The sequence below is a fragment of the Cypionkella psychrotolerans genome (assembly GCF_001294535.1).
Lineage (GTDB): Bacteria > Pseudomonadota > Alphaproteobacteria > Rhodobacterales > Rhodobacteraceae > Cypionkella > Cypionkella psychrotolerans.
Genome location: NZ_LGIC01000087.1, coordinates 32,403 through 53,899, shown reverse-complemented (window position 1 = coordinate 53,899; position 21,497 = coordinate 32,403). Strand labels below are relative to the sequence as shown.

The window sequence follows — 21,497 nt, the reverse complement described above, 5'->3', positions numbered from 1 at the left end:
CACCCCATGCTTGCCCTTTCCACCTCCCCGGTCTAAAGCGCCTTATCCCCTTATAAAGCTGCCCGGAGGCCCCGATGATCCCACGCTATTCCCGCCCCGAGATGGTCGCCCTCTGGTCGCCCGAAACCAAATTCCGCATCTGGTTTGAAATCGAGGCCCACGCCTGCGACGCTCTCGCCGCTATCGGCGTGATCCCGAAAGAAAGCGCCGCCGCGGTCTGGAAAGCCAAGGATGTGACCTTCGACGTGGCCCGGATTGATGAGATCGAAGCCGTCACCAAACACGACGTGATCGCCTTCCTGACCCACCTCGCCGAGCATATCGGCGCCGAAGAAGCCCGCTTCGTCCACCAAGGCATGACCTCGTCCGACGTGCTGGATACCACGTTCAATTTGCAACTCGTCCGCGCCACCGACCTGCTGTTGGTCGGGCTTGATCGCGTCCTTGCCGCCTTGAAAGCCCGCGCCTTCGAGCATAAAAATAGCGTCCGCATCGGCCGCAGCCACGGCATCCACGCCGAACCCACCACCATGGGCCTGACCTTCGCCCGCTTTTACGCCGAGATGGCCCGCAACCGCACCCGCCTGCTGACCGCCCGCGCCGAAATCGCTACAGGTGCTATTTCCGGCGCTGTCGGCACCTTCGCCAACATCGACCCGTCGGTGGAAGAACACGTCTGCGCCCAGCTTGGCCTGACGCCCGAGCCGATCAGCACCCAAGTTATCCCGCGCGACCGTCACGCGATGTATTTTGCGGTGCTGGCGGTGATCGCGTCGAGCATCGAAAACATCGCCATTGAGATCCGCCACATGCAGCGCACCGAAGTGCTTGAGGCGGAAGAATTTTTCTCGCCCGGCCAAAAGGGCTCATCGGCGATGCCGCACAAGCGCAACCCGGTTTTGTCGGAAAACCTGACGGGTCTTGCACGACTTGTACGGATGTCCGTGATCCCCGCTATGGAAAATGTGGCGCTGTGGCATGAGCGTGACATCAGCCATTCCTCGGTCGAACGTGCCATTGGCCCCGATACCACCATCACCCTCGATTTCGCTCTGCACCGCCTTGGCGGGCTGGTTGAAAAGCTGGTGATCTACCCAGAAAACATGCTTAAAAACATGAACAAATTCCGTGGTCTGGTGATGAGCCAGCGCGTGTTGCTCGCCCTGACCCAAGCCGGGGTTTCGCGTGAAGATAGCTACCGTCTGGTGCAGCGCAACGCGATGAAGGTCTGGGAGCATGGTGCGGATTTCAAGACTGAATTGCTCGCCGACCCCGAAGTCACCTCTGCGCTCAGCCCCGCCGAGATCGAGGAAAAATTCGACATCGGTTATCACACCAAACATGTTGATACGATTTTCAAGCGTGTGTTTGGCGCTTAAAGATCCGCGATCTTCGTAAGATGGCCTTAACCCGAAGCAGTCATTCTATCCCTGAACCAGAAGGATTCGGGGATAGATATGGCAGGCGAACCAGCAGTTCTCGCGCGGATCACTCCGGTGCAGCGGGCGGTGGCGGCCCCCAACAGCCAGCCGCGCCAGCCTAACCCACGCCAAAAAGCGGCGATCATCGTACAGTTTTTGCTGGCAGAGGGCGGAAGCCTGCCACTGGCCAAGCTGCCCGATCAGATGCAGGCGGCTTTGGCCGAGCAGATGAGCCTGATGCGCACCGTGGATCGGCGCACCTTGGCAGCTGTTATCGAAGACTTCATCGGTGAGCTGGATCAGGTCGGGCTGTCGTTTCCCGGCGGGATTGAAGCTGCTTTGGCGATGATGGATGGCCATATCTCGGCCAATGCTGCCAGTCGGCTGCGGCGGATGGCGGCGAGCAATGCCTCATCCGATCCATGGGAGCGGTTGACGGCGATGCCGGTTCAAACTCTGCTTCCGGTGCTGGAGGAAGAAAGCATTGAGGTCGGTGCGGTGATGCTCTCGAAGCTTCCCGTCGCCAAAGCTGCGGAATTGCTGGGGAAACTTCCGGGCGAGAAAGCCCGCCGTGTGGCCTATGCGGTATCGCAAACCGGCAATATTGATCCCGACACCGTGCGCCGGATCGGGATTTCGCTGGCGGGGCAGTTGGAATCACAGCCCTTGCGGGCCTTTCACGCCAATCCAGTGGAACGAGTCGGCGCGATCCTGAATGTCTCGCCTGCGCTGACGCGTGAGGATGTGCTGAAGGGGCTGGATGAGACCGACGCAGGCTTTGCCCAGCAGGTGCGCCGCGCGATTTTCACCTTCGTGCATCTGCCGCAGCGGGTAATGGCGCGCGATGTGCCCAAGCTGATCCGCATTGTCGATCAGGCGCAACTGGTCACGGCCCTTGCCGCCAGCGCGGGCACCCCCGAATTGGAGACTGCTGCCGAGTTCATCCTGTCAAACATGTCGCAGCGCATGGCGCAGGGCCTGCGCGAAGAAATGGCCGCGCGCGGTAGGGTGAAAGAAAAGGATGCAGAAGACGCGATGAACCAGATCATCACCGCCGTGCGTCAGTTGGAAGCTGCAGGGGAATTGGTGCTGATCCAAGACGAAGGATAGCCCAAAAATCAGGCGATCTGCGTGCCGGGTCTTGCTGCCCCACAACCGCCGCCTTAGGGTCGCGCCATGTCACCGATCAAAGTCCTGCCCACCGCTGCCGCCACCCGGAAGGGGATCCTGATGCTGATGCTGGGGGTGGCGATGTTCAGCACGATGGACGCGGTCGCCAAGGGCCTGCTGCACAGCTATCCCACCGCGCAAGTGGTCTGGGCGCGGTTTATCGGACAGGTGCTGCTGGTGCTGGTCATCCTTGGCCCCAAACGCGTAGGCCCTACCTTGCGCACGCCCTATCCTTGGCTGCATTTGGCGCGCTCTAGCTTCCAGTTAGCCACCACCGGGCTGTTTTTCCTCAGTCTTGGTTATATCGGTCTGGCCGAAGCCACCGCTCTGGCGGATATGAGTCCGTTGCTGATCACGCTGGGGGCGGCGCTGTTCTTGGGCGAAAAGCTTGGTCCGCGCCGCATCGCCGGGGTCGCGGTGGCGATGATCGGGGCGCTGATGATCATTCGGCCCGGTGCAGGTTTATTCACCCCGGCGGCATTGCTGCCGTTGGCCTGTGCCGTGTGCTACGCCGCCTCGGCTTTGCTGACCCGGCTGGTCGGACAGAAAGAAGGACCTGCCACCTCGATGTTGCACGCAGCACTGTTTGGTGCGGTGGCGACCAGCATTGCCGTCGCCTTCGTCTGGCAACCGATTGCGCTGGCCGATCTGCCGCGCTTTGCCGCGCTTGGCTGTCTGGGCACCGCCGCGCAATTTTGCTTGATCCGGGCGTTCTCGATGGCCGAAGCCTCGGCGATTGCACCGTTTTCCTACCTCGGCATCCTCTATGCCACCCTGTTCGGCATTGCATTTTATGGCGAGTATCCCGACACATGGACAATCATCGGCGCGCTTGTGATCGCAGGGTCCGGGCTTTATGTCTGGCACCGTGAAACCATCAAGCGTTAATCCATGCCCAAAGTCCCTTTCCAGCCCCTTGCCTTCGCGCAAAACCTTGCGGTGCGCGGCCTGATCAGCTTGGGCTTGGCGCTGCCCTATCGCTGGCGTGTGCCGCTCATGGGCGCGATCTTGCGTGGCCCGGTGGGGCGCATTGCGGGCTATCGGCAGCGGGCGATGGACAATCTGGCACTGATCTGGCCGGATATGGACTTAAAGAAACGCAAGAATATTGCCTCGGAAGCACTTGATAATGCAGGACGAACCCTGATTGAGAATTACTCAACAGCCGGATTTCTCGCCCGGCAATCACAACTGATCCCGCAGGGACTGGGTGTGGCTGCATTGGCAAAAGCGCGGGCTGAAAACCGCGCGGTGATCCTCGTCTCGGGCCATTTCGGCAATTATGAAGCCGCCCGCGCCTGCCTTGTCGCCCAAGGCTATACCATCGGCGGCCTCTATCGCCCGATGTCGAACAGCTATTTCAACGAACACTACGTCCGCACCATGCAGGCGTTTGGCGGCCCGATCTTTCCGCAGGGCCGCGCGGGCACCACCGGGTTTGTTAAACATCTGAAGGCGGGCGGGCTGTTGGTCTTGCTGTTTGATCAGCGCGCCGGCAGCGATCAGATCAAATTCTTGGGCGAGCCTGCCCGCACCGCTTTGTCAGCCGCTGAACTCAGCTTACGCTATAAAGCCGATCTGATCCCGTTCTACGCCACCCGCCAGCCCGACGGCCTTAGCTTTGAGGTAGATCTGGAAGCCCCGATTCCGCATACCACCGCGCTGGAGATGACCACCGCCCTGACCCGCAGTCTAGAGGCGCGTGTTAAAGCTCATCCCGGTCAATGGTTCTGGATTCACCGCCGCTGGCGCTGATCACTTCAACCGCGCCGCCGCCACGATCTGCGCCGGACCAACGCCATCCGGCGCGCGGGCTTGCAAGATCACCACCACCGGGCCACTGCCCGCCGCCGTCACCAGTTGCAAGGGGGTTACGCCAGACCAATCGCCCACCTTCTGCCACGAGGTCACGATGTTGTTGTAGACCACCCTCAGCCCCGAGTTTTCCCCGCGCTCAATCGCCACTTCGGCATGGTCGGTGTATTGCACCAGTTGCACGATCACCGGGTTGGCCAAGGGTTGCGACGACTGCGCGTTGATCACCAGATCACCGCCCTGCCGCGCCAAGGTCAGTGTTACCGGGCTTGGCTTGATCGCCGCCAAAGCCGCAGCCACTTCGCGCGGCTGATTGCCCGCCACCCGCGCAGCCCCCGCCACGATCATTTGCGGTGTGTAGATCATCTTTTCCCCCGCGGCATGGGCATAGGCTTTTTGCCGCTCCGTAAAGCTGGCCTGACCGAATGTGTCGGTCCAGCCGATGTAATCCCAGTAATCGACATGGAGCGCGAGGCCGATCACCCCCGGCGTCTGCGCCAGCTTGGCCATCAACTCATCCGCGGGCGGGCAAGACGAGCAGCCTTGCGAGGTGTAAAGTTCCACCACAACCCCCTGCTCAGATTCGGCCAGTGCCGTCGTGGCGCACAACATCATGCTGCCGATCAAACCCATACCGGTTGTGCTGAAAATATGGTGCGACATGGTATTTTCCGATCTCTGAGCCCGGTTTTTGTTCTACATGATGCGAAGGCACCGCCGCCAATCAAGGTTTTGCGAGCCGATATTACAGTATATTCACACAACCGTTCCAAGGATGCCGTTCAAACCAAGCCAGCCCCGCAATTCCATGCTGGATTTTCGGCATACCATTGCATACAATGATTGTAAGACAGAAGATGATTCCCTTGCACCGCGCGCGCCCTTAGGGCAAAGCCAAAGCAATCCGTCAACCGCAGGAGGCCACATGACCGTCACCGTTGGACACGACAGCAGCAAAACCCGCAAAACTTTGACCGCAGGCGGACAAAGCGTTTCGTATTACTCGATCCCCGCTGCCGAAGCCGCAGGTCTGGGCGAATTTTCCAAGCTTCCCGCCGCGTTGAAAGTGGTGCTGGAGAATATGTTGCGCTTTGAAGACGGCAAGACCGTCTCGGTTGACGATATCAAGGCGTTCTCGGATTGGGGCAAACTGGCGGGCAAAAACCCGCGCGAAATCGCCTACCGCCCTGCCCGCGTGCTGATGCAGGATTTCACCGGGGTTCCCGCGGTGGTTGACTTGGCGGCGATGCGTGACGGCATCAAGGGCTTGGGCGGCGATGCGCAACGCATCAACCCGCTTGCCCCCGTGGATCTGGTCATCGACCATTCGGTGATGATTGACGAATACGGCACCCCGCGCGCGTTCCAAGCCAACGTCGACCGTGAATACGAGCGCAATATGGAGCGCTATGTGTTCCTGAAATGGGGCCAGAACGCGTTTAATAACTTCCGCGTCGTGCCTCCGGGAACCGGGATTTGCCACCAAGTGAACCTTGAATATCTGGCGCAGACGGTTTGGACCGATACCGACCAAGACGGCAATATGGTCGCCTATCCGGATACTTTGGTCGGCACCGACTCACATACCACGATGGTGAACGGTCTGGCAGTTCTGGGCTGGGGCGTCGGCGGCATTGAGGCCGAGGCCGCGATGCTTGGCCAACCGGTTTCCATGCTGATCCCCGAAGTCGTCGGCTTTAAGCTGACCGGAGAGATGGTCGAGGGCACCACCGCCACCGATCTGGTGCTGAAGGTCGTGCAAATGCTGCGCAAGCATGGCGTGGTCAATAAATTCGTCGAATTCTACGGTGACGGTCTTGACCGCCTACCTTTGGCAGACCGTGCCACCATCGCCAATATGGCGCCGGAATATGGCGCAACCTGCGGCTTCTTCCCGATTGACGGTGAGACCATCCGCTATTTGCGCAACACCGGGCGCGACGAAGGCCGCATTGCCTTGGTCGAAGCTTACGCCAAAGCCAACGGCATGTGGCGCGATGACGCCTATAACCCGATCTACACCTCGACGCTGCATCTCGACATGGGCAGCATTGTTCCAGCAATTTCCGGCCCGAAACGTCCGCAAGATTATCTGCCGTTGACCGAAGCGGCGCAAACCTTCGGCGAATACATCCGCTGCGAGCGCAAACTCCCGGTCGCCAGCGCCGCACAAACCGTCGAGTGGAGTGCCGAAGGCGGCGCAGATTTCCCGGCGGAAATGTCGGGCCACTGCGGCTTTTCCTTCGCCAAAGTTGCGGGCAAAAACTATTCTTTGCGCGATGGCTCCGTGGTGATCGCGTCGATCACGTCCTGCACCAACACCTCGAACCCCTATGTGATGATCGGCGCGGGCCTTGTGGCACGCAAGGCCCGGGCTTTGGGTCTGAAATCAAAGCCTTGGGTGAAGACCTCACTGGCCCCCGGATCTCAGGTCGTCAGCGAATATCTCAACGCTGCGGGCCTGCAAGAAGACCTCGATGCGGTCGGCTTCAACTTGGTTGGCTACGGCTGCACCACCTGTATCGGTAACTCTGGCCCGCTGGACCCCGCGATTTCGGCAGCGATTGCCGAGGGCGATCTGGTCGCCACTGCCGTTCTGTCCGGCAACCGCAACTTTGAGGGCCGGATTTCCCCCGACGTGCGCGCCAACTACCTCGCCTCGCCGCCGCTGGTTGTTGCCTACGCGCTGGCGGGCGATATGAACATTGACCTCACCACCGAGCCTTTGGGCATCGGCACCAATGGCCCAGTTTACCTGAAGGACGTTTGGCCGACCAACAAGGAAATCTCTGACCTTGTCGAAGCCACCGTCACCCGCGCTGCGTTCCAGAAGAAATACGCCGATGTGTTCAAGGGCGATGAGAAATGGCAGGCGGTGAAGGTGACGGATTCGGAAACCTACGACTGGCCCGCGTCTTCGACCTATATCCAAAACCCGCCCTATTTCCGTGGCATGGCGAAAACGCCGGGCGTGATCAGCAACATCCACAACGCCCGCGTGCTGGCTTTGCTGGGTGACATGATCACCACCGACCACATCTCGCCCGCAGGCAGCTTTAAGGCTGGCACCCCAGCTGGTAAGTATCTGACAGAACGGCAAGTTCCGGTGTCCGAGTTCAACTCGTATGGTGCGCGTCGCGGCAACCATGAAGTGATGATGCGCGGGACATTCGCCAACATCCGCATCAAGAACGAAATGCTGGATGGGGTTGAAGGCGGCTACACCAAAGGCCCGGACGGTGTGCAGACCAGCATTTTCGACGCCTCGATGGCCTATCAAGCCGAGGGTACGCCCTTGGTGATCTTCGGCGGCATCGAATACGGCGCAGGGTCTTCGCGCGACTGGGCCGCGAAAGGCACCGCTTTGCTGGGCGTCAAAGCCGTGATCGCGGAGAGCTTCGAGCGTATCCACCGCTCCAACCTCGTCGGCATGGGGGTGATCCCGTTTGAGTTCACCGAAGGCATGACCCGCAAAACCCTTGGGCTGAAGGGCGACGAAGTGGTCAGCATTGACGGTCTGGCGGGCGATCTCAAGCCGCTGTCCACCGTACCCTGCACGATCACCTACGCGGATGGCACGGTCAAAATCATCGCCATCAAGTGCCGCATCGACACGGAGATCGAGATTGAATACGTCGAACATGGCGGCGTGTTGCACTATGTTCTGCGCGATCTGGCCTCGCGTTAAGCCGGAAATTCAGCTTTAGATTGTATCCTGACAAGCACCCTTCGGGGTGCTTGTTGCGTTGAATCTGCTCGGAAATGCAGGAATGCTGTCGCGTTATTGATGCCGATTTAGAAACGCTGAATTTCCAGGTGTAAACCAATGCATCGCATCGCGTTCACCATCGGCAAATATCGGACACTCACATCCGCCTGTGGTTGGCTTCAACTCAAATCAACAAACTGATAAACATATATAATATGTCACGCCCTCACCGTCGCGCGACTGGCAAAATTTCTCCGCCAGCGGCCGACGCGGAAAAATGAACAGTATTCACCAATACAACACTTAGTTTTTCGTTAACACCCTATAGTTGTGATTTGATTCTGTCGGCATATATCTTAAAACGACACACAGAGACTCGCTCAACCTAGAGGTGATTTTCCGCCTTCCCCGAGGAGACGCTGCCATGCCGGACCTTACCAGAGATATCGAGCTCTATCAAAATGAGGGCGCGCTGATCACCTTGGGCTCGACCCAGATCATCAGCTTTACCAAATTTGACACCTCGACCTCTGCCACGGTCACGTTCCAAGATTCAGCGCCGAACAACGGCGCATGGAACGCCGGGGAAACTGCCAAAATCGGTGGTGATCCGGCGACGCTTTTGGGCACCGGGCTGTCCTATGCCGGGGTCAAGGTCACTATTCTGGGCGTCACACTGGCCAACATCCAGCTGGGCACCCCGGTCCGCACCGCTTTGCTCGATGTCGATTGCACCCAGATGCTGCATTTCTACAACGCCGATGGCTCTGAGGCTGACCCTGCCGCGCTGCTTGATGCGCTCGCCAGCCAACTGGTCAGCGCCCTCAACGGTGCTATTCCGGTGCTGCTGCGCCCGGCGGTCAACGCCATTCTCGCCAATCCGCTGCAATTCGTGCAGAACAACGCCCTGCTGACGATGAACCTGACGGCAGGCGGCGTGGTGCCCTTCGTGCCCTGCTTCACCGCTGGCACCAAGATCATGACCCGCAAGGGCGAGATTGCCGTCGAAGACCTGCGCGTCGGCGATGATGTGCTGACGGTGGACAATGGATTCCGCCCGATTCGCTGGATTGGCCGCCGGAAACTCAGCACGCGGCAGCTGCAACTTGCACCGCAACTGCGCCCGATCCGTATTGACATCGGTGCATTGGGCAATGGCCTGCCACTGCGCCCGCTTGAAGTCTCACCGCAGCACCGCTGTCTGATCCGCTCGCAGATCGCGCAGCACATGGTCGGCACGCGCGAGGTTCTGGCCGCCGCCAAGCATCTGCTGTCGGTCGAAGGTATTTCGGTGGTCGAGACTGACGCCCCGGTGACCTATTTCCACATCCTGCTCGACAGCCACGAGCTGCTGATTTCCAACGGCGCTGCCACCGAGTCGTTTTTCCTCGGTCCGGTGGGGATGTCCGCGATGTCGGCCAGCGACCGTTTGGAGGTCATGTCGTTGTTCCCCGACCTGTGCACCGAGGAGGCCCATCATGTCATGCCACCCGCCCGCAAATTCCTTGTCGGCCATATCGCAAAATCCATCGTTGCCCGCGCCATCCAGAACACCAGCCCGGTCGTCGAGCCCCGCAGCTATACAAGTGCCTAGACCCGACGACAGCGAGGGAGGCCGCAAAAGCTGGTGGCTGTTGCCCTGCATCGGCGGTGGCGCGGCGGTCTGGGCGCTGCTGTTCTACAGCTTCCTTGGTTGAACGCGCGCCGAAGAGTTTGGGCCGCCGATCTTGCTATAATCCGCAACAATTTGTTTCCAAAACAAAGGGGGCTCGTGACAACGGCCTTATGTTCTTGTTAAGTTCCCTTCGGCATCCTGAGCATATAGCCTCAGAGAGACCCAGTCATGCCCGAGCGTTTTCCACCCCTCGCCCCACAAGAATCTAGCCGTTGCGTGTCAGTACAGCTGCTACAATCCCTGCCGCTGGGCGAGTTGTGCCTGGGCCTGCTGATCGGCCTTGTGCTGCTGCTGGCCTGATCAGCCGCCACAGCTTGGCACAGCCGCAGGCAAAGGCCACAGCGTAAACGCCGCACCATCGGCCGCGCGGCAGGTCAGGATCGGGCGGTTGTAGCCGTTGTTGTGAAACAAACACTCCACCGTCACCCCGGCTTGGGTGCCGGTCATCAGATTGGTGATCTCAAAGGCCGGACCAAAACTCATCGTCAGCGCCGCCCCGGTGCAACCTGCGATCACCACGCCTTGGCCCTCGGGCGTGATCGTCACTCGGTCGTTTTGTAAAGTTGCAATACTGGTGCCCAGCCGCCCGATCCGCTCGTAACTGCCGGTGAAATAGGCTGGGCCGGGGGTGCCGGGTTTCGCGCTGGCCGGACCAGCCGCCAAAACCACCAAAATAAGCAAACCCCACCGGGCGCTCATTCGGCGAGTGCCTTATCCAACTCAGGCCGAAAGCGTTGCAGATAATCGTCGCCCACCATCGGCCCGATGAACTTATACGCCACCGAGCCATCGCCGCGCAGAATGAAGGTTTCGGGCGGCGCAGTCACCCCCCAATCCAGCCGGGTCTTACCCTTGGGATCAAAGGCGATGGCGGCAAACGGATTGCCATCCGACGCCAAAAACGCCGCCGCATCATCGGGTCGGTCCATCATATTAACCCCAACCACATGAATCCCCTCGGCGGCCAATGCCTTCAGCGTGCCATTCTCCGCCCGACACGGCGGGCACCAGCTGGCCCAGAAATTCACCACAGTGACCTTGCCCGTGCGCAGATCGGCATCTGTCAGTGCTGGAAACCCCGGCAGAACGCCCGCGTTCAAGGAGGGCGCCTGCTTGTCGATGAAAACCGAAGGCAGGTTCTGCGGATCGCTGCGCTGCATACCGACATAGAACATCACCGCCAGCCCCGCGAACAACACGGGCGGCAGATACATCAGCCATTTAGCCATTTTTCTTCTCCGCTTTCGCCGTCTCTGCCCGCGCTTCCACTTCCGCCAAAGCCCGCTTCACCCGTGCTGATTTCCAGATCGACAGCACCACCAACGCCACGATCAGCGCCACCGAGGCCGCATAAGACCCGATCACCGCCCCAGCATATTTGCCCAATGCCATCATGCCAACCGCTCCCGCGAAAGCAGCGCAGACAACCGACGTGCGCGGATTTCCGTGCGGGTGCGCAGCAACACCAGCGTCACGAACAGCAGGATGAACCCGGCAATGCAGACATAAAGCGGCGAGGAATACACATCCGAGACATGCTCCTCGCGGTCCAGCGACAGGCTTGCGCCCTGATGCAGACCTTGGTTCCAAAACAGCACCGCATAGCGCGACAGAAACGCGAAAACCGATCCGACGATGCACAACACGCTCGTCAAATCTGCCGCCGTATCCGGGTCCTCCACCGCCTCCCACAACGCGATATAGCCGAGATAAAACAGCGCCAAAATCAGGAACGAGGTCAGCCGAGGATCCCAAGCCCACCACGTCCCCCACATCGGCTGCCCCCAAATTGCCCCGGTCACAAGGCCGATCAGCGTGAAGGTCAACCCAATCGGCGCCGCCGCTTTCGCCGACAGGGCCGAGACATGGTGCCGCCGGATCAGCCAGATCAGCGAGGCCACCAGCATCATCATCCAAGCCGAAATCGCCATCATCGCCGCTGGCACATGCAGGTAAATGATCTTCACGGTCGAGCCGAACTTATCCGCATCCGGGGTGAAAAACGCGCCCCACACCAGCCCGGCCACAAGGCACAGCACCGCCGCCCCGGTCACCCAAGGCAGCAGCAGGCCAGAGGTCAGCATGAACCGCTTCGGGTTCGCATATTCCCAGATCGACATCGTTATCCTCATCTTCGCGATCCTAGCACAGCCGTCTCAGCGCAGGTTGACGCGGATTGCCGCAGCTGAGGCGAACGGCAACAATGCCACCGCCCCCGCTGTGATCCCCGCCAGCAGCGCCAAGGGCGTGCCTACCGCCAAACCCGCCGCGCCGCGCTTCACAACTTCGGCACCAAAAATCAACGTCGGCATATACAAGGGCAACACCAGCAGGCTCATCAACAACCCGCCGCGCTTCACCCCAACCGTCAGCGCCGCGCCAAACGCCCCGATCACCGACAAGGCAGGCGTCCCCAGCGCCAAGGATGCCACCAACCAAACATAGCCAGCAGCCTCAAGGTTCAACAGCAGCCCCAACACCGGCGACACCAGCACCAGCGGCAGGCCCGTCACCAGCCAATGCGCCAGCGACTTCACCGCCACCACGGCCTCTAGCGGCATCGGCGAGGTCGCCAGCAAATCCAAGCTGCCATCCTCATAATCCAGCGCAAAAATTCGGTCGAGCGACAACAGACACGCCAGCAGCGCCCCCACCCACAGAATCCCCGGCGCAATCCGTGCGAGAACGCTCGGCTCCGGCCCGACACCCAACGGCACGATCACCGCCACCAGCAGGAAAAACGCAAGGCCAAGGCCAAAGCCGCCGCCCGCCCGAATCGCCAGCCGCACATCCCGGATCAGCAGCGCGATCATTCAAACGCCTCATCAAACGCACCCAAACGACCACCCGCCGCAGGACTGCGCGCCTTGAACGGCGTCAGATCCAGCACTTCCGCCTCCAGCCCCAGATCAATATGGCTGGCGATCAGCGCCGACCCACCCGTGCCGAGATGCCGCGCCACCACACCCGCAAACAACGCGACCGAAGCCGCATCCAACGACACCGTCGGCTCATCCATCAACCAGATCGGCCGACCCGTCACCAGCAGCCGCGCCAGCCCCAGCCGCCGCTTTTGCCCCGCCGACAGATGCGCCGCGCGCCTGTTCGCCAAAGCCTCCAGGTTCATCGCCTCCAACGCCTGCGCCACCGAATGTGTGCCATAAGCCGCCGCCCAAAACCGCAAATTCTCCGCCACCGTCAGCACCGCTTTGACGCCATCGGCATGGGCGGCATAGGCCACGGCCTCAGCCGCCACCGTCACCTCACCTGCCAAAGCAGGCTGCAATCCGGCCAAGCTGCGCAGCAAGGTGGTCTTGCCGATGCCGTTCGGCCCGCGCAACACCAAAGCCCGCCCCGGCATCAGCCGAAACGTCACCCCTTCCAGCACCGCCACGCCGCCCCGGGCGACGGCAAGATCATTGACCTGCATGTCCATGCCTCACCCCTAACCCATCGCGCCCGATGCGAAAAGACCCTGCGACAGCATGGCCTTTCCGCCGCATCCGCCTATATTGCCCGTCAAACAGGAGGCTAAGATGACCCTATCCACCACCCCCTTCGGGCGCACCGGCAAAACCACCACCCGGCTTGGCTTTGGCGCTTGGGCCATCGGCGGCACTTGGGGTGAAGTGAGCTTGGATGACGCCAAAGCCGCGCTGCATGCCAGCCTCGATGCGGGCGTGACGTTCATTGACACCGCCGACGTTTACGGCGATGGCCGCTCTGAACGCATCATCCGCGAGGTTTTGGCGGAACGCCCCGGCACCCGCCCGTTTGTTGCCACCAAAGCCGGACGCCGCCTGAACCCGCACACCGCCGCAGGCTACACTGGCCCCGCGATTGAGACCTTCATCGACCGCAGCCTGCAAAACCTTGGCGTCGAGTGCCTCGACCTTGTGCAACTACATTGCCCGCCCACTCCGGTCTATTCCAACCCGGCGGTGTTCGAGGCCCTTGATGCGATCAAAGCCAAAGGCAAAATCGCGGCCTATGGCGTGTCCGTAGAGACCATTGCCGAAGCCATGACCGCCCTTCAAAACCCCGGTGTGGTCTCGGTGCAGATCATCTACAACCTGTTCCGCCAACGCCCATCTGAGCAATTCTTCAAAACCGCCAAAGCCCAAAACGTCGCCGTCATCGTCCGCGTCCCCCTCGCCTCTGGCCTGCTGACGGGCAAAATGTCGGCACAAAGCCAGTTCGCCGCCGATGATCACCGCAGCTTTAACCGCAATGGTGAGGCGTTCGACAAGGGCGAGACCTTCTCGGGCGTGCCCTATGACATCGCCCTGCAAGCGGTTGAGGAGCTGCGCCCACTGGTGCCGCAAGGCGCCACGATGGCCGAATTCGCGCTGCGCTGGATTCTGATGGAAGACGCCGTCACCGTGGTGATCCCCGGTGCGAAATCACCTGCGCAGGCACGGGCCAACGCGAAAGCCGATGCCTTGGCCCCGCTTCCTGCTGCCACAATGGAAAAGGCGCGTGAGATTTACACGCGCCTGATTGCTCCTGAGGTGCACGGGTCTTGGTAACTTCCCGCCGCTCCGGACTTGATCCGGGGCCTCTACCCGCAACACATGAGGCCCCGGCTCAAGGCCGGGGCGGCTGGGTGTTAAACCACGAACAGGGCCGCTGCGATGCGGCGGCCCTCGCCCAATAGCACATTATACGTCCGACAAGCGGCGGGGGTGTTCATCGGCTCCACCCCAATGCCCTGCGCTTCCAAAGCCAACCGAAACGCCTTGGGCACCACAGAAACCTCCGCCCCCAACCCCACCAGCAACACGTCGATCTTGCCCACCAGTGACAGCGGCGCGGCAAGATCCTCAAACCCGCCCCAAGCCCCGGCATCCCAAGGCGTGATCAGGCTTGGCCCTCGCAACACATGCGTTCCCACCCGAAAAAACCCCGGCCCATAGCTTTCAATCGCCAAGGCCGAGCCATAGGTGATTTCGGTCAGGCGCATGATCTAGGCGTCGATATTGGCGAATTCGTGATCCGACGGCTTGCCGTTCTTCGGCTTTTCGCTGCGGTCCAGACCGATCATCAACACGATGTTTTTCGCGACATAGACCGAGGAATAGGTGCCAAGCAGCACACCCATGAAGATCGCAAACGAAAAGCCCCGGATCACATCGCCGCCAAACACCATCATTGAGCCGACCGCGAGCAAGGTGGTCAGCGAGGTCATGATCGTCCGGCTCAGCGTCTCATTCACCGACAGGTTCATCACATCGCGCAGAGGCATGGTCTTGTATTTGACCAAGTTTTCCCGCAACCGGTCAAACACCACGACCGTGTCGTTGATCGAATAGCCCAGAATGGTCAGCAATGCCGCCACGATGGTCAGATCGAACTTGATCTGGAAGAAGGCGAAAATCCCCACCGTGATGAACACATCATGCAGCAGCGCCAAAACTCCGCCCAAAGCAAACTGCCATTCAAACCGCATCCAGATATAGAGCATGATGCCGACCGAGGTGACCACCATCGCGAGGATCGAGGTATAGACCAACTCGCCCGACACTTTCGGCCCCACGGTTTCTTCCGAGACAAACTTGATCGCCGGATCGAGGTTGGTCAACGCGGCTTTCACCGCCGCCAAATCCGTTTCACTCACCGCCTGATCGGCCTCAACCGAGGACAACCGGATCATCGCCACATGCTGATCGGCGCGGAACGATGGGTCAAACACCTCGGTGATCACCACATCGCCCACCGGCAAGCCATTCATCGCCTGACGGTAAGCGCCGACGTCAATCGGCTGCGACGAATCGGTGCGCAACGTGGTGCCGCCCTTAAAGTCGATGCCGTAGTTCAGCCCCTCGGTGCCCCAAAACAGGAACGCCGCCAGCATCAAGAGCACCGAGCCGCCAAAGGTCAGCCATTGATGCCGGAAAAAGTCAAAGTTGGTCTTCTCGGGTGCAAGTCGCAAACGCCAAGCCATGAGGTATCTCCTTACACCACGATTTCGGATGGCTTGCGCCAGTTGAACCAAACCGAAATGATCAACCGCGTCACCAGCAGCGCTGTGAACACCGAGGTGATAATCCCAATTCCCAAGGTCACCGCAAAGCCACGCACCGGCCCCGCGCCCAGAAAGAACAGCACGGCGGCCGTGATCAGCGTGGTGATATTGGCATCGACAATCGCCGACATTGCCCGCTCATAGCCGATCTCAATCGCCCGCGCCGTGGTTTTATGCACCCGCAATTCCTCACGAATCCGCTCATAGACCAGCACGTTGGCATCTACCGCCATACCGATGGTCAACACGATCCCGGCGATCCCCGGCAGCGTCAGCGTGCCACCAATCGAGGACAGCACCGCGAAAATCAGCGCCATGTTGATGACCAGTGCGATGTTGGCGAACAGCCCGAACAGCCCATAGGACGCCAGCATGAACAGCGATACCGCCACCACGCCGATCACCGCCGCCTTTTTGCCCGCATCAATGCTGTCTTGGCCAAGTTCCGGGCCAATCGTGCGTTCTTCCAGAAAGTTCATCTTCGCAGGCAGCGCCCCCGCCCGCAAAAGCACTGCCAGATTGGTCGATTCCTCCAGCGTGAAATTGCCGGTGATAATCCCCGAGCCGCCCTGAATAGCGCTTTGGATCGTCGGCGCCGAGATCACCTTATCATCCAGCACAATCGCAAACGGCTGACCGATATTGGCCGAGGTATATTCGCCAAATTTCCGCGCGCCCGAGACGTTGAACTTGAAACTCACCGCAGGGCGCGAGTTTTGGTCAAACGACGGTTGCGCATCGGTCAATTCCTCGCCCGACACCACTGGCTCATCGGCGACGATGTAATAGACATCCTTCTCATCCGACGAGGCCAGCAAGGAATTGCGCGGCCCCGGATCGGCAGCCGGATTGGTCGTGCGCCCCACCACGGTGTTAAACGTCAACTTCGCGGTGGTGCCGATGATCGCCTTCAACTCGGCGGCAGACCCCAAACCCGGCACCTGAATCAAAATCCGGTCGGTGCCTTCGCGCTGAATCGTCGGCTCGCGCGTGCCGACCGCATCCACCCTGCGCCGAATAATCTCAAGGCTTTGCTGCATGGTGCGGGTATCCGTCGCCACCCGCTCAGGTTCCGACAGTTGCACCACAATCTCTTGGCCCTCGGTGGTGACCTCCAGATCCTTCTGGCCCACCCCGGTCAGGCTGACCACCGGCGAGGCCAAAGCCTGCACCTTGGCCACCGCCACCGCCATGCCATCGGCATTACCAACCGAGACCCGCAACACGCCCGGCACCGACGGCATCCGCCGCACCGCACCGACCTGATCGCGCACATCGCGCAACGCATCGCGCACGTCCGGCCACAGGCTGTCAATGCGCTGCGCATAGACATCCGCCACCTGCACTTCGGCCAACAGATGCGCGCCACCGCGCAAATCCAAGCCCAGATTGACCAAGGCCGAGGGCAGGAACGACGGCCATTTCGCCAAATCCGCCGTCTGCTCCGGTGTTGCCACCCCCGCATTGGCTGCAATCGCGGTGGTGGCGTCGTTATGCGCCTCGACTTGCGTGTAAAACAGGTTGGGAAGCGACGCGACAATCCCCCAAGCGCAAAGCGCAAGGATCAAAAGGCGCTTCCACAGCGGCGAATAGAGCATGATGTTTTGTCTCAGGTTAGGGTTAGCATCGGGTCGCAGCAACGCAGGCAGCAGGCCGAAACCTTACACCGCTTTCGCAGGTTCGGTCTTGTTCATCACCTGAGAAATGGTGTGACGCGGCATTTTCACCTTCACGCCTTCGGCAATCTCCACCTCAAGCACGCCATCGTCGCCAACCTTGGTGACTTTGCCGATGATGCCGCCTTGGGTCAGCACCTGATCGCCGCGACGCAAGCTATCGACCATCGCCTTCAGATCCTTCATCTTCTTTTGCTGCGGACGGATCAGTAGAAAATACATGATCGCGAAGATCAGAACCAAAGGCAGGAACGACGCGAAAGCCGAGCCTGCACCAGCAGCACCTGCGGTTTGCGCGAAAGCGGGGGTTACGAACATGGAAGTCCTCTCATTTCGGGGACATTTCCCCTGATTTGTCGGCGGGCACCCTACCCGCGCTCTGGCGGATAGGCAAGCCAACGCCGATCTAAGCGCTTTGGCGCGGCAAACCAGCCCAGAGGGTTATTTTCTGCGCAAATTGTGTTTGATAAGCTTGGAAAGATCACGCCCCTTTCGGGCGATAAGGAGACGACCGTGCCCTATGTCAAAGTTGAGATCGCCAAAGGCATCGCCTCGGTCGAACAGAAACGCGCGGTGATCCGGGGAATGACCGATGTGCTGGTCAAGGAACTCGGACGCAACCCCGAATATATTTTCGTGGTGATCGACGAGATTGACACCGACAACTGGGGTCGCAAGGGCCAGTCGCTCAGTGAGCTGTGGCAAGATGCGAATTCTGATGAAACAAATCCGCCTAAAGAAACCGATTGACCCACGGCACCCGCTGCAACGCTGCCGTCAAGGCCCAAGCCAGAGCAAAAGCAAACACAGCCGCGAAACTGCGGTCCACGGTGTCAGAGAACAGCTTGAACGCCACCAGCATTGTCGCGGGGTGCAACAGGTAAATGCCAAAGGCAAAGCTGGCGAGCCATGTCGGCCAAGTGCCCTTGATATTCACCCGCCAAACCGCCTCAAAAATCACCGCCACCAAGATCATCTGCACCGAGGCAAATTCAGGGCTGCGATTGTACAAAATCCCGCTGATCAGTGCCGCCGCGATGATCACGGGCCAAACCAACCCCATACGTTTGCCCGCAGCCAAGATCGCGCCAAACCAGAACAGCGGCAGCGCGAAAAACCATTGCGGCAGCGGCTGCGGAAACCCCGCAGGGTTGATGAACCAAGCTTGCGGCGCCAGTTTCGCGTGCAACAGGCCCAATGGGATCGACACCACCACCAGCAAGATTGCCGCCAGATACATCCGCGCGGGGCGGTCAATAAAGCGCGACACCCACGGAATTGTGACCAGAAAGATCATCACAAACGGCAAAAACCACAGATGAATCGACGGTCCGATCAGCAGCGTCCACGGGTCCGACAGCACATGAAACGGCTCATCCGAGACGACTTCAAACACCAGCCGGAAAAACACGCACCAGAACAGCCACGGCAACGCGATCCGCTGCGCGCGGGCCAGCCAGAACCGCTCGCCATCCGAGCGCTCAAACGATCCCACCGCCAGAAACGAGGTCAGCACCAGAAACAAAGCCAGCGCGGTATAGCCAATATCGGCATAGGGCGCGCGGGCGTGGTCCCAGACAATGCCAAAGGCCGCGACAAACCGCGCAAGGTCCACCGACCGCCTGTACCCTACCTTCACACCCGATCCTGCCACGCCCGCTCCTAGCCTGCTCCATCGGCCTTAGCCGAATGCCCGCGTCAAACCTAGAGCAAGTTCGGAAACGGTGCGTTTACAAGCCAAGCCCAAACTGCCACCAAACCCGGTGACTCTGGTGCAGGTTAGTCCGCCTGCACTGGTTAACAAAAGCAAAACATGCGCCCAGAAGCCTTTGATATTGCACAAACGCACCGCGTGTCCACGCGTGGACAGGGCCTCCCTTCCCCTTCGCCCGCAAATCGGGCATAACCTGCGCATTCCAGTTTTCCAGACGAGGCCCCCATGCACGACATCCGCGCCATCCGCGAGAATCCCGCCGCTTTTGAAGCCGCTCTCGATCGCCGTGGCCTGTCAGGCATCTCCGCCACGATCCTGAAACTGGATGAAGCCCGTCGCAGCAAAATCCTCGCTTCCGAGACCGCGCAAGCTCTGCAAAACGCCGCCTCGAAAGAGGCCGGTGCCGCGAAAGGCCGCGGTGATGAGGCCGAGTTCAACCGCCTGCGCAGCCTCGTGGCTGAGAAGAAATCCGAGCTCACAGCCCTCGCCGCCGAAGCCGATCAATTCGACCGCGAGCTGCGCGACCTTCTGATGGCGATCCCCAACCTACCCCTCGATGAGGTTCCCGACGGTGCCGATGAAGACGGCAATGTTGAGATCCGCCGCTGGGGCCACCCGCGCAATTTCAACTTCCAACCGCGCGAACATTTCGACATCCCCGGCGTCAAACCCGGCATGGATTTTGAGACCGCCGCGAAACTCTCCGGCGCGCGGTTTGTGGTGCTGAAAGGTGCTGTGATCCGCGTCCACCGCGCCCTGTCGCAATTCATGCTCGACACCCATATCGAGGAACACGGGTTGCAGGAAACCTGGACCCCGGTGCTGGTCAAAGAAGACGCGATGTATGGCACCAACCAACTGCCGAAATTCGCCGAAGACAGCTACCAGACCACCAACGGCTGGTGGCTGATCCCGACCTCGGAAGTCACGCTGACCAATACTGTGGCAGGCGACACGCTTGACGAATCCACCCTGCCGATCCGCATGACCGCCCACACCCAATGTTTCCGCTCGGAAGCAGGCTCTGCGGGCAAGGATACCTCGGGGATGCTGCGCCAGCACCAGTTTGAGAAGGTCGAGATGGTGACAATCTGCACCCCCGACACCGCCTTGGCCGAACATGAACGCATGACCAACTGCGCCCAAGCCATCCTTGAAAAACTGGAAATCCCCTACCGCACCATCGTGCTATGCACCGGCGATATGGGCTTTGGCGCGCAGAAAACCCATGACCTTGAGGCATGGCTACCGGGGCAGAACAAATACCGCGAGATCAGCTCGGTTTCCACCTGCGGCCAGTTCCAAGCCCGCCGGATGAACGCCCGCTTCAAAGTGCCCGGTGGCAAGCCAGAATTCGTCGCCACGCTGAACGGTTCCGGCCTCGCCGTGGGCCGTTGTCTGATCGCGGTGCTGGAGAACGGCCAACAAGCAGATGGCTCGGTCGATTTGCCGACGGCTCTGCACCCCTACCTGCGCGGCAAGACAAAAATCAACGCAAGCGGCGTGTTGGAGTGAACCAAACCCCGGCTCATGCGTATCCCTGACATGAAACGCATGATGCAACCCGCCCTGCTTATCGTGACGCTGGCCTTCGCGGCAGCGCCTTTCATCACACCGCCCTTCATGGGTTACGATCCGGGCGTGTTCCCGGTGCGGATTGAGCGCCCCTCGGTGCAGCCCGCAGGCTATGCCTTTGCGATCTGGGGGCTGATTTATCTGTGGCTGATCCTGCATGCAGCGTTTGGCTTGATCAAACGCCGTGATGATCCTGCCTTTATCAAGCCCGCTTTGCCACTGGCGCTATCAGTCGCGCTTGGCACGGTCTGGTTGGCCATCGCCCTCGCGGCACCAATCCCCGCCACGCTGGCGATCATTGGCATGGCCGCAGTTGCGATCTACGCTTATCTGATCGCCGACCCCGATCAAGACCGCTGGTTGTTGGCCTCCCCGCTGGCGATCTTCGCAGGATGGCTGACCGCAGCGGCGGCAGTCTCAACCGGAGTGATCCTAGCAGGTTACGGCGTGCTGTCAGATTCAACCACAACCACGGTCATGCTGATGATCGTGCTGGCGATTGCGATCACGGTACAAACCAAACGCCCGGACATGCCGATGTATGGTGCGACCGTGACATGGGCGATTGTCGGGATTGTGGTGGCAAACTGGGGGCTGAATCCCAGCGTCGCCTATATCGCGGCGGCAGGAGCAGCACTAATGGCGCTGACAACTCTAGTGAAAATGCGCCGTTAGCCCAATAAAAAACGGGCGCTGCCAATGACAGCGCCCGTTTCA

At 60.2% G+C, this 21,497-nt stretch carries 23 protein-coding genes; 11 read left to right on the top strand and 12 right to left on the bottom strand.

Annotation, left to right across the window (positions count from 1 at the left end; genetic code table 11):
• The first annotated feature begins 74 nt into the window (after window positions 1–74).
• The 4 genes from purB (at window position 75) to AKV04_RS22135 (ending at window position 4,346) form a co-directional block, all read left to right on the top strand.
• Window positions 75–1,379 carry an adenylosuccinate lyase gene (purB, locus tag AKV04_RS22150; protein ID WP_054008591.1) on the top strand — a complete coding sequence of 435 codons (1,305 nt, stop codon included), beginning with the start codon at window positions 75–77 and terminating at the stop codon, window positions 1,377–1,379.
• A gap of 78 nt (window positions 1,380–1,457) precedes the next feature.
• Window positions 1,458–2,531: a flagellar motor switch protein FliG gene (locus AKV04_RS22145; RefSeq protein ID WP_054008590.1), complete on the top strand. Its 1,074-nt coding sequence runs from the start codon at window positions 1,458–1,460 to the stop codon at window positions 2,529–2,531.
• A gap of 66 nt (window positions 2,532–2,597) precedes the next feature.
• Window positions 2,598–3,479, top strand: a complete 882-nt coding sequence (locus AKV04_RS22140; protein ID WP_054008589.1) for a DMT family transporter — start codon at window positions 2,598–2,600, stop codon at window positions 3,477–3,479.
• 3 nt (window positions 3,480–3,482) lie between these two features.
• Window positions 3,483–4,346, top strand: a complete 864-nt coding sequence (locus AKV04_RS22135) for a lysophospholipid acyltransferase family protein (RefSeq protein WP_054008588.1) — start codon at window positions 3,483–3,485, stop codon at window positions 4,344–4,346.
• On the opposite strand, the gene AKV04_RS22130 is transcribed toward AKV04_RS22135, so the two are convergent.
• Window positions 4,347–5,069 carry a DUF1223 domain-containing protein gene (locus tag AKV04_RS22130; protein WP_235815737.1) on the bottom strand — a complete coding sequence of 241 codons (723 nt, stop codon included), beginning with the start codon at window positions 5,067–5,069 and terminating at the stop codon, window positions 4,347–4,349.
• Window positions 5,070–5,331: 262 nt separating this feature from the next.
• On the opposite strand from AKV04_RS22130, the gene acnA reads away from it, so the two are divergent.
• The 3 genes from acnA to AKV04_RS27640 all read left to right on the top strand — a co-directional run bounded on the left by acnA (window position 5,332) and on the right by AKV04_RS27640 (window position 10,090).
• Window positions 5,332–8,094: an aconitate hydratase AcnA gene (gene acnA, locus AKV04_RS22125; protein ID WP_054008587.1), complete on the top strand. Its 2,763-nt coding sequence runs from the start codon at window positions 5,332–5,334 to the stop codon at window positions 8,092–8,094.
• Window positions 8,095–8,539: 445 nt separating this feature from the next.
• Complete coding sequence (locus AKV04_RS27340; protein ID WP_054008586.1) at window positions 8,540–9,709, top strand: Hint domain-containing protein; 1,170 nt, start codon at window positions 8,540–8,542, stop codon at window positions 9,707–9,709.
• A 249-nt stretch (window positions 9,710–9,958) separates the two neighbouring features.
• Window positions 9,959–10,090 carry a hypothetical protein gene (locus tag AKV04_RS27640; RefSeq protein ID WP_268871815.1) on the top strand — a complete coding sequence of 44 codons (132 nt, stop codon included), beginning with the start codon at window positions 9,959–9,961 and terminating at the stop codon, window positions 10,088–10,090.
• On the opposite strand, the gene AKV04_RS22115 is transcribed toward AKV04_RS27640, so the two are convergent.
• The 6 genes from AKV04_RS22115 to ccmA are packed head-to-tail and all read right to left on the bottom strand — an operon-like array spanning window position 10,091 to window position 13,226.
• Window positions 10,091–10,489, bottom strand: coding sequence for a hypothetical protein (locus AKV04_RS22115; protein ID WP_054008585.1), 399 nt, complete (start codon window positions 10,487–10,489; stop codon window positions 10,091–10,093).
• On the bottom strand, window positions 10,486–11,019 hold the full coding sequence (locus tag AKV04_RS22110; RefSeq protein ID WP_054008584.1) for a DsbE family thiol:disulfide interchange protein: 534 nt from the start codon (window positions 11,017–11,019) through the stop codon (window positions 10,486–10,488). The genes AKV04_RS22115 and AKV04_RS22110 overlap by 4 nt, the downstream gene beginning before the upstream one ends.
• Complete coding sequence (gene ccmD, locus AKV04_RS25795; protein WP_082351800.1) at window positions 11,012–11,185, bottom strand: heme exporter protein CcmD; 174 nt, start codon at window positions 11,183–11,185, stop codon at window positions 11,012–11,014. Before ccmD ends, AKV04_RS22110 begins: the two co-directional genes overlap by 8 nt.
• The gene (locus tag AKV04_RS22105; protein ID WP_054008583.1) at window positions 11,182–11,910 is read right to left on the bottom strand and encodes a heme ABC transporter permease; all 729 of its coding nucleotides are present in this window, start codon (window positions 11,908–11,910) and stop codon (window positions 11,182–11,184) included. The genes ccmD and AKV04_RS22105 overlap by 4 nt, the downstream gene beginning before the upstream one ends.
• Window positions 11,911–11,946: 36 nt before the next feature.
• A complete protein-coding gene (gene ccmB / locus AKV04_RS22100) occupies window positions 11,947–12,603 on the bottom strand; it encodes a heme exporter protein CcmB (RefSeq protein WP_054008582.1) in 657 nt (218 codons plus the stop codon).
• Window positions 12,600–13,226 (bottom strand): heme ABC exporter ATP-binding protein CcmA, encoded by a 627-nt coding sequence (ccmA, locus tag AKV04_RS22095; protein WP_054008581.1) that lies wholly within the window; start codon window positions 13,224–13,226, stop codon window positions 12,600–12,602. Before ccmA ends, ccmB begins: the two co-directional genes overlap by 4 nt.
• Before the next feature lie 100 nt (window positions 13,227–13,326).
• Here ccmA and AKV04_RS22090 point away from each other — a divergent pair, with 100 nt between their 5' ends.
• Window positions 13,327–14,319: an aldo/keto reductase gene (locus AKV04_RS22090; RefSeq protein ID WP_054008655.1), complete on the top strand. Its 993-nt coding sequence runs from the start codon at window positions 13,327–13,329 to the stop codon at window positions 14,317–14,319.
• 80 nt (window positions 14,320–14,399) lie between these two features.
• Here the strand turns inward: AKV04_RS22090 and AKV04_RS22085 are convergent, their stop codons facing one another.
• From AKV04_RS22085 to yajC, 4 genes are all read right to left on the bottom strand, one after another.
• Window positions 14,400–14,753: an Mth938-like domain-containing protein gene (locus AKV04_RS22085; protein ID WP_054008580.1), complete on the bottom strand. Its 354-nt coding sequence runs from the start codon at window positions 14,751–14,753 to the stop codon at window positions 14,400–14,402.
• Window positions 14,754–14,756: 3 nt separating this feature from the next.
• Window positions 14,757–15,734, bottom strand: coding sequence for a protein translocase subunit SecF (gene secF, locus AKV04_RS22080; RefSeq protein WP_054008579.1), 978 nt, complete (start codon window positions 15,732–15,734; stop codon window positions 14,757–14,759).
• Window positions 15,735–15,745: 11 nt separating this feature from the next.
• Window positions 15,746–17,413: a protein translocase subunit SecD gene (gene secD / locus AKV04_RS22075; protein WP_054008578.1), complete on the bottom strand. Its 1,668-nt coding sequence runs from the start codon at window positions 17,411–17,413 to the stop codon at window positions 15,746–15,748.
• Window positions 17,414–17,476: 63 nt separating this feature from the next.
• On the bottom strand, window positions 17,477–17,809 hold the full coding sequence (gene yajC, locus AKV04_RS22070) for a preprotein translocase subunit YajC (protein ID WP_054008577.1): 333 nt from the start codon (window positions 17,807–17,809) through the stop codon (window positions 17,477–17,479).
• 195 nt (window positions 17,810–18,004) lie between these two features.
• Here yajC and AKV04_RS22065 point away from each other — a divergent pair, with 195 nt between their 5' ends.
• Window positions 18,005–18,241, top strand: a complete 237-nt coding sequence (locus AKV04_RS22065) for a tautomerase family protein (RefSeq protein WP_054008654.1) — start codon at window positions 18,005–18,007, stop codon at window positions 18,239–18,241.
• On the opposite strand, the gene AKV04_RS22060 is transcribed toward AKV04_RS22065, so the two are convergent.
• Entirely contained in the window at window positions 18,225–19,130 is a 906-nt protein-coding gene (locus AKV04_RS22060) for an acyltransferase family protein (RefSeq protein WP_162232931.1), read from the bottom strand. The genes AKV04_RS22065 and AKV04_RS22060 overlap by 17 nt on opposite strands.
• Before the next feature lie 300 nt (window positions 19,131–19,430).
• Between AKV04_RS22060 and serS the strand changes: the two genes are divergently transcribed.
• Together serS and AKV04_RS22050 are read left to right on the top strand one after the other, a co-directional pair.
• Complete coding sequence (gene serS / locus AKV04_RS22055; protein WP_054008575.1) at window positions 19,431–20,720, top strand: serine--tRNA ligase; 1,290 nt, start codon at window positions 19,431–19,433, stop codon at window positions 20,718–20,720.
• A 42-nt stretch (window positions 20,721–20,762) separates the two neighbouring features.
• Complete coding sequence (locus AKV04_RS22050) at window positions 20,763–21,455, top strand: hypothetical protein (RefSeq protein WP_156317753.1); 693 nt, start codon at window positions 20,763–20,765, stop codon at window positions 21,453–21,455.
• The last annotated feature ends 42 nt before the right edge of the window (window positions 21,456–21,497 follow it).

Bases quoted from the DNA above. Each gene is read 5' to 3' on its own strand.
- purB (WP_054008591.1), top strand. From the start codon at position 75: ATGATCCCACGCTATTCCCGCCCCGAGATGGTCGCCCTCTGGTCGCCC.
- AKV04_RS22145 (WP_054008590.1), top strand. From the start codon at position 1,458: ATGGCAGGCGAACCAGCAGTTCTCGCGCGGATCACTCCGGTGCAGCGG.
- AKV04_RS22140 (WP_054008589.1), top strand. From the start codon at position 2,598: ATGTCACCGATCAAAGTCCTGCCCACCGCTGCCGCCACCCGGAAGGGG.
- AKV04_RS22135 (WP_054008588.1), top strand. From the start codon at position 3,483: ATGCCCAAAGTCCCTTTCCAGCCCCTTGCCTTCGCGCAAAACCTTGCG.
- AKV04_RS22130 (WP_235815737.1), bottom strand. From the start codon at position 5,069: ATGTCGCACCATATTTTCAGCACAACCGGTATGGGTTTGATCGGCAGC.
- acnA (WP_054008587.1), top strand. From the start codon at position 5,332: ATGACCGTCACCGTTGGACACGACAGCAGCAAAACCCGCAAAACTTTG.
- AKV04_RS27340 (WP_054008586.1), top strand. From the start codon at position 8,540: ATGCCGGACCTTACCAGAGATATCGAGCTCTATCAAAATGAGGGCGCG.
- AKV04_RS27640 (WP_268871815.1), top strand. From the start codon at position 9,959: ATGCCCGAGCGTTTTCCACCCCTCGCCCCACAAGAATCTAGCCGTTGC.
- AKV04_RS22115 (WP_054008585.1), bottom strand. From the start codon at position 10,489: ATGAGCGCCCGGTGGGGTTTGCTTATTTTGGTGGTTTTGGCGGCTGGT.
- AKV04_RS22110 (WP_054008584.1), bottom strand. From the start codon at position 11,019: ATGGCTAAATGGCTGATGTATCTGCCGCCCGTGTTGTTCGCGGGGCTG.
- ccmD (WP_082351800.1), bottom strand. From the start codon at position 11,185: ATGATGGCATTGGGCAAATATGCTGGGGCGGTGATCGGGTCTTATGCG.
- AKV04_RS22105 (WP_054008583.1), bottom strand. From the start codon at position 11,910: ATGTCGATCTGGGAATATGCGAACCCGAAGCGGTTCATGCTGACCTCT.
- ccmB (WP_054008582.1), bottom strand. From the start codon at position 12,603: ATGATCGCGCTGCTGATCCGGGATGTGCGGCTGGCGATTCGGGCGGGC.
- ccmA (WP_054008581.1), bottom strand. From the start codon at position 13,226: ATGGACATGCAGGTCAATGATCTTGCCGTCGCCCGGGGCGGCGTGGCG.
- AKV04_RS22090 (WP_054008655.1), top strand. From the start codon at position 13,327: ATGACCCTATCCACCACCCCCTTCGGGCGCACCGGCAAAACCACCACC.
- AKV04_RS22085 (WP_054008580.1), bottom strand. From the start codon at position 14,753: ATGCGCCTGACCGAAATCACCTATGGCTCGGCCTTGGCGATTGAAAGC.
- secF (WP_054008579.1), bottom strand. From the start codon at position 15,734: ATGGCTTGGCGTTTGCGACTTGCACCCGAGAAGACCAACTTTGACTTT.
- secD (WP_054008578.1), bottom strand. From the start codon at position 17,413: ATGCTCTATTCGCCGCTGTGGAAGCGCCTTTTGATCCTTGCGCTTTGC.
- yajC (WP_054008577.1), bottom strand. From the start codon at position 17,809: ATGTTCGTAACCCCCGCTTTCGCGCAAACCGCAGGTGCTGCTGGTGCA.
- serS (WP_054008575.1), top strand. From the start codon at position 19,431: ATGCACGACATCCGCGCCATCCGCGAGAATCCCGCCGCTTTTGAAGCC.
- AKV04_RS22050 (WP_156317753.1), top strand. From the start codon at position 20,763: ATGCAACCCGCCCTGCTTATCGTGACGCTGGCCTTCGCGGCAGCGCCT.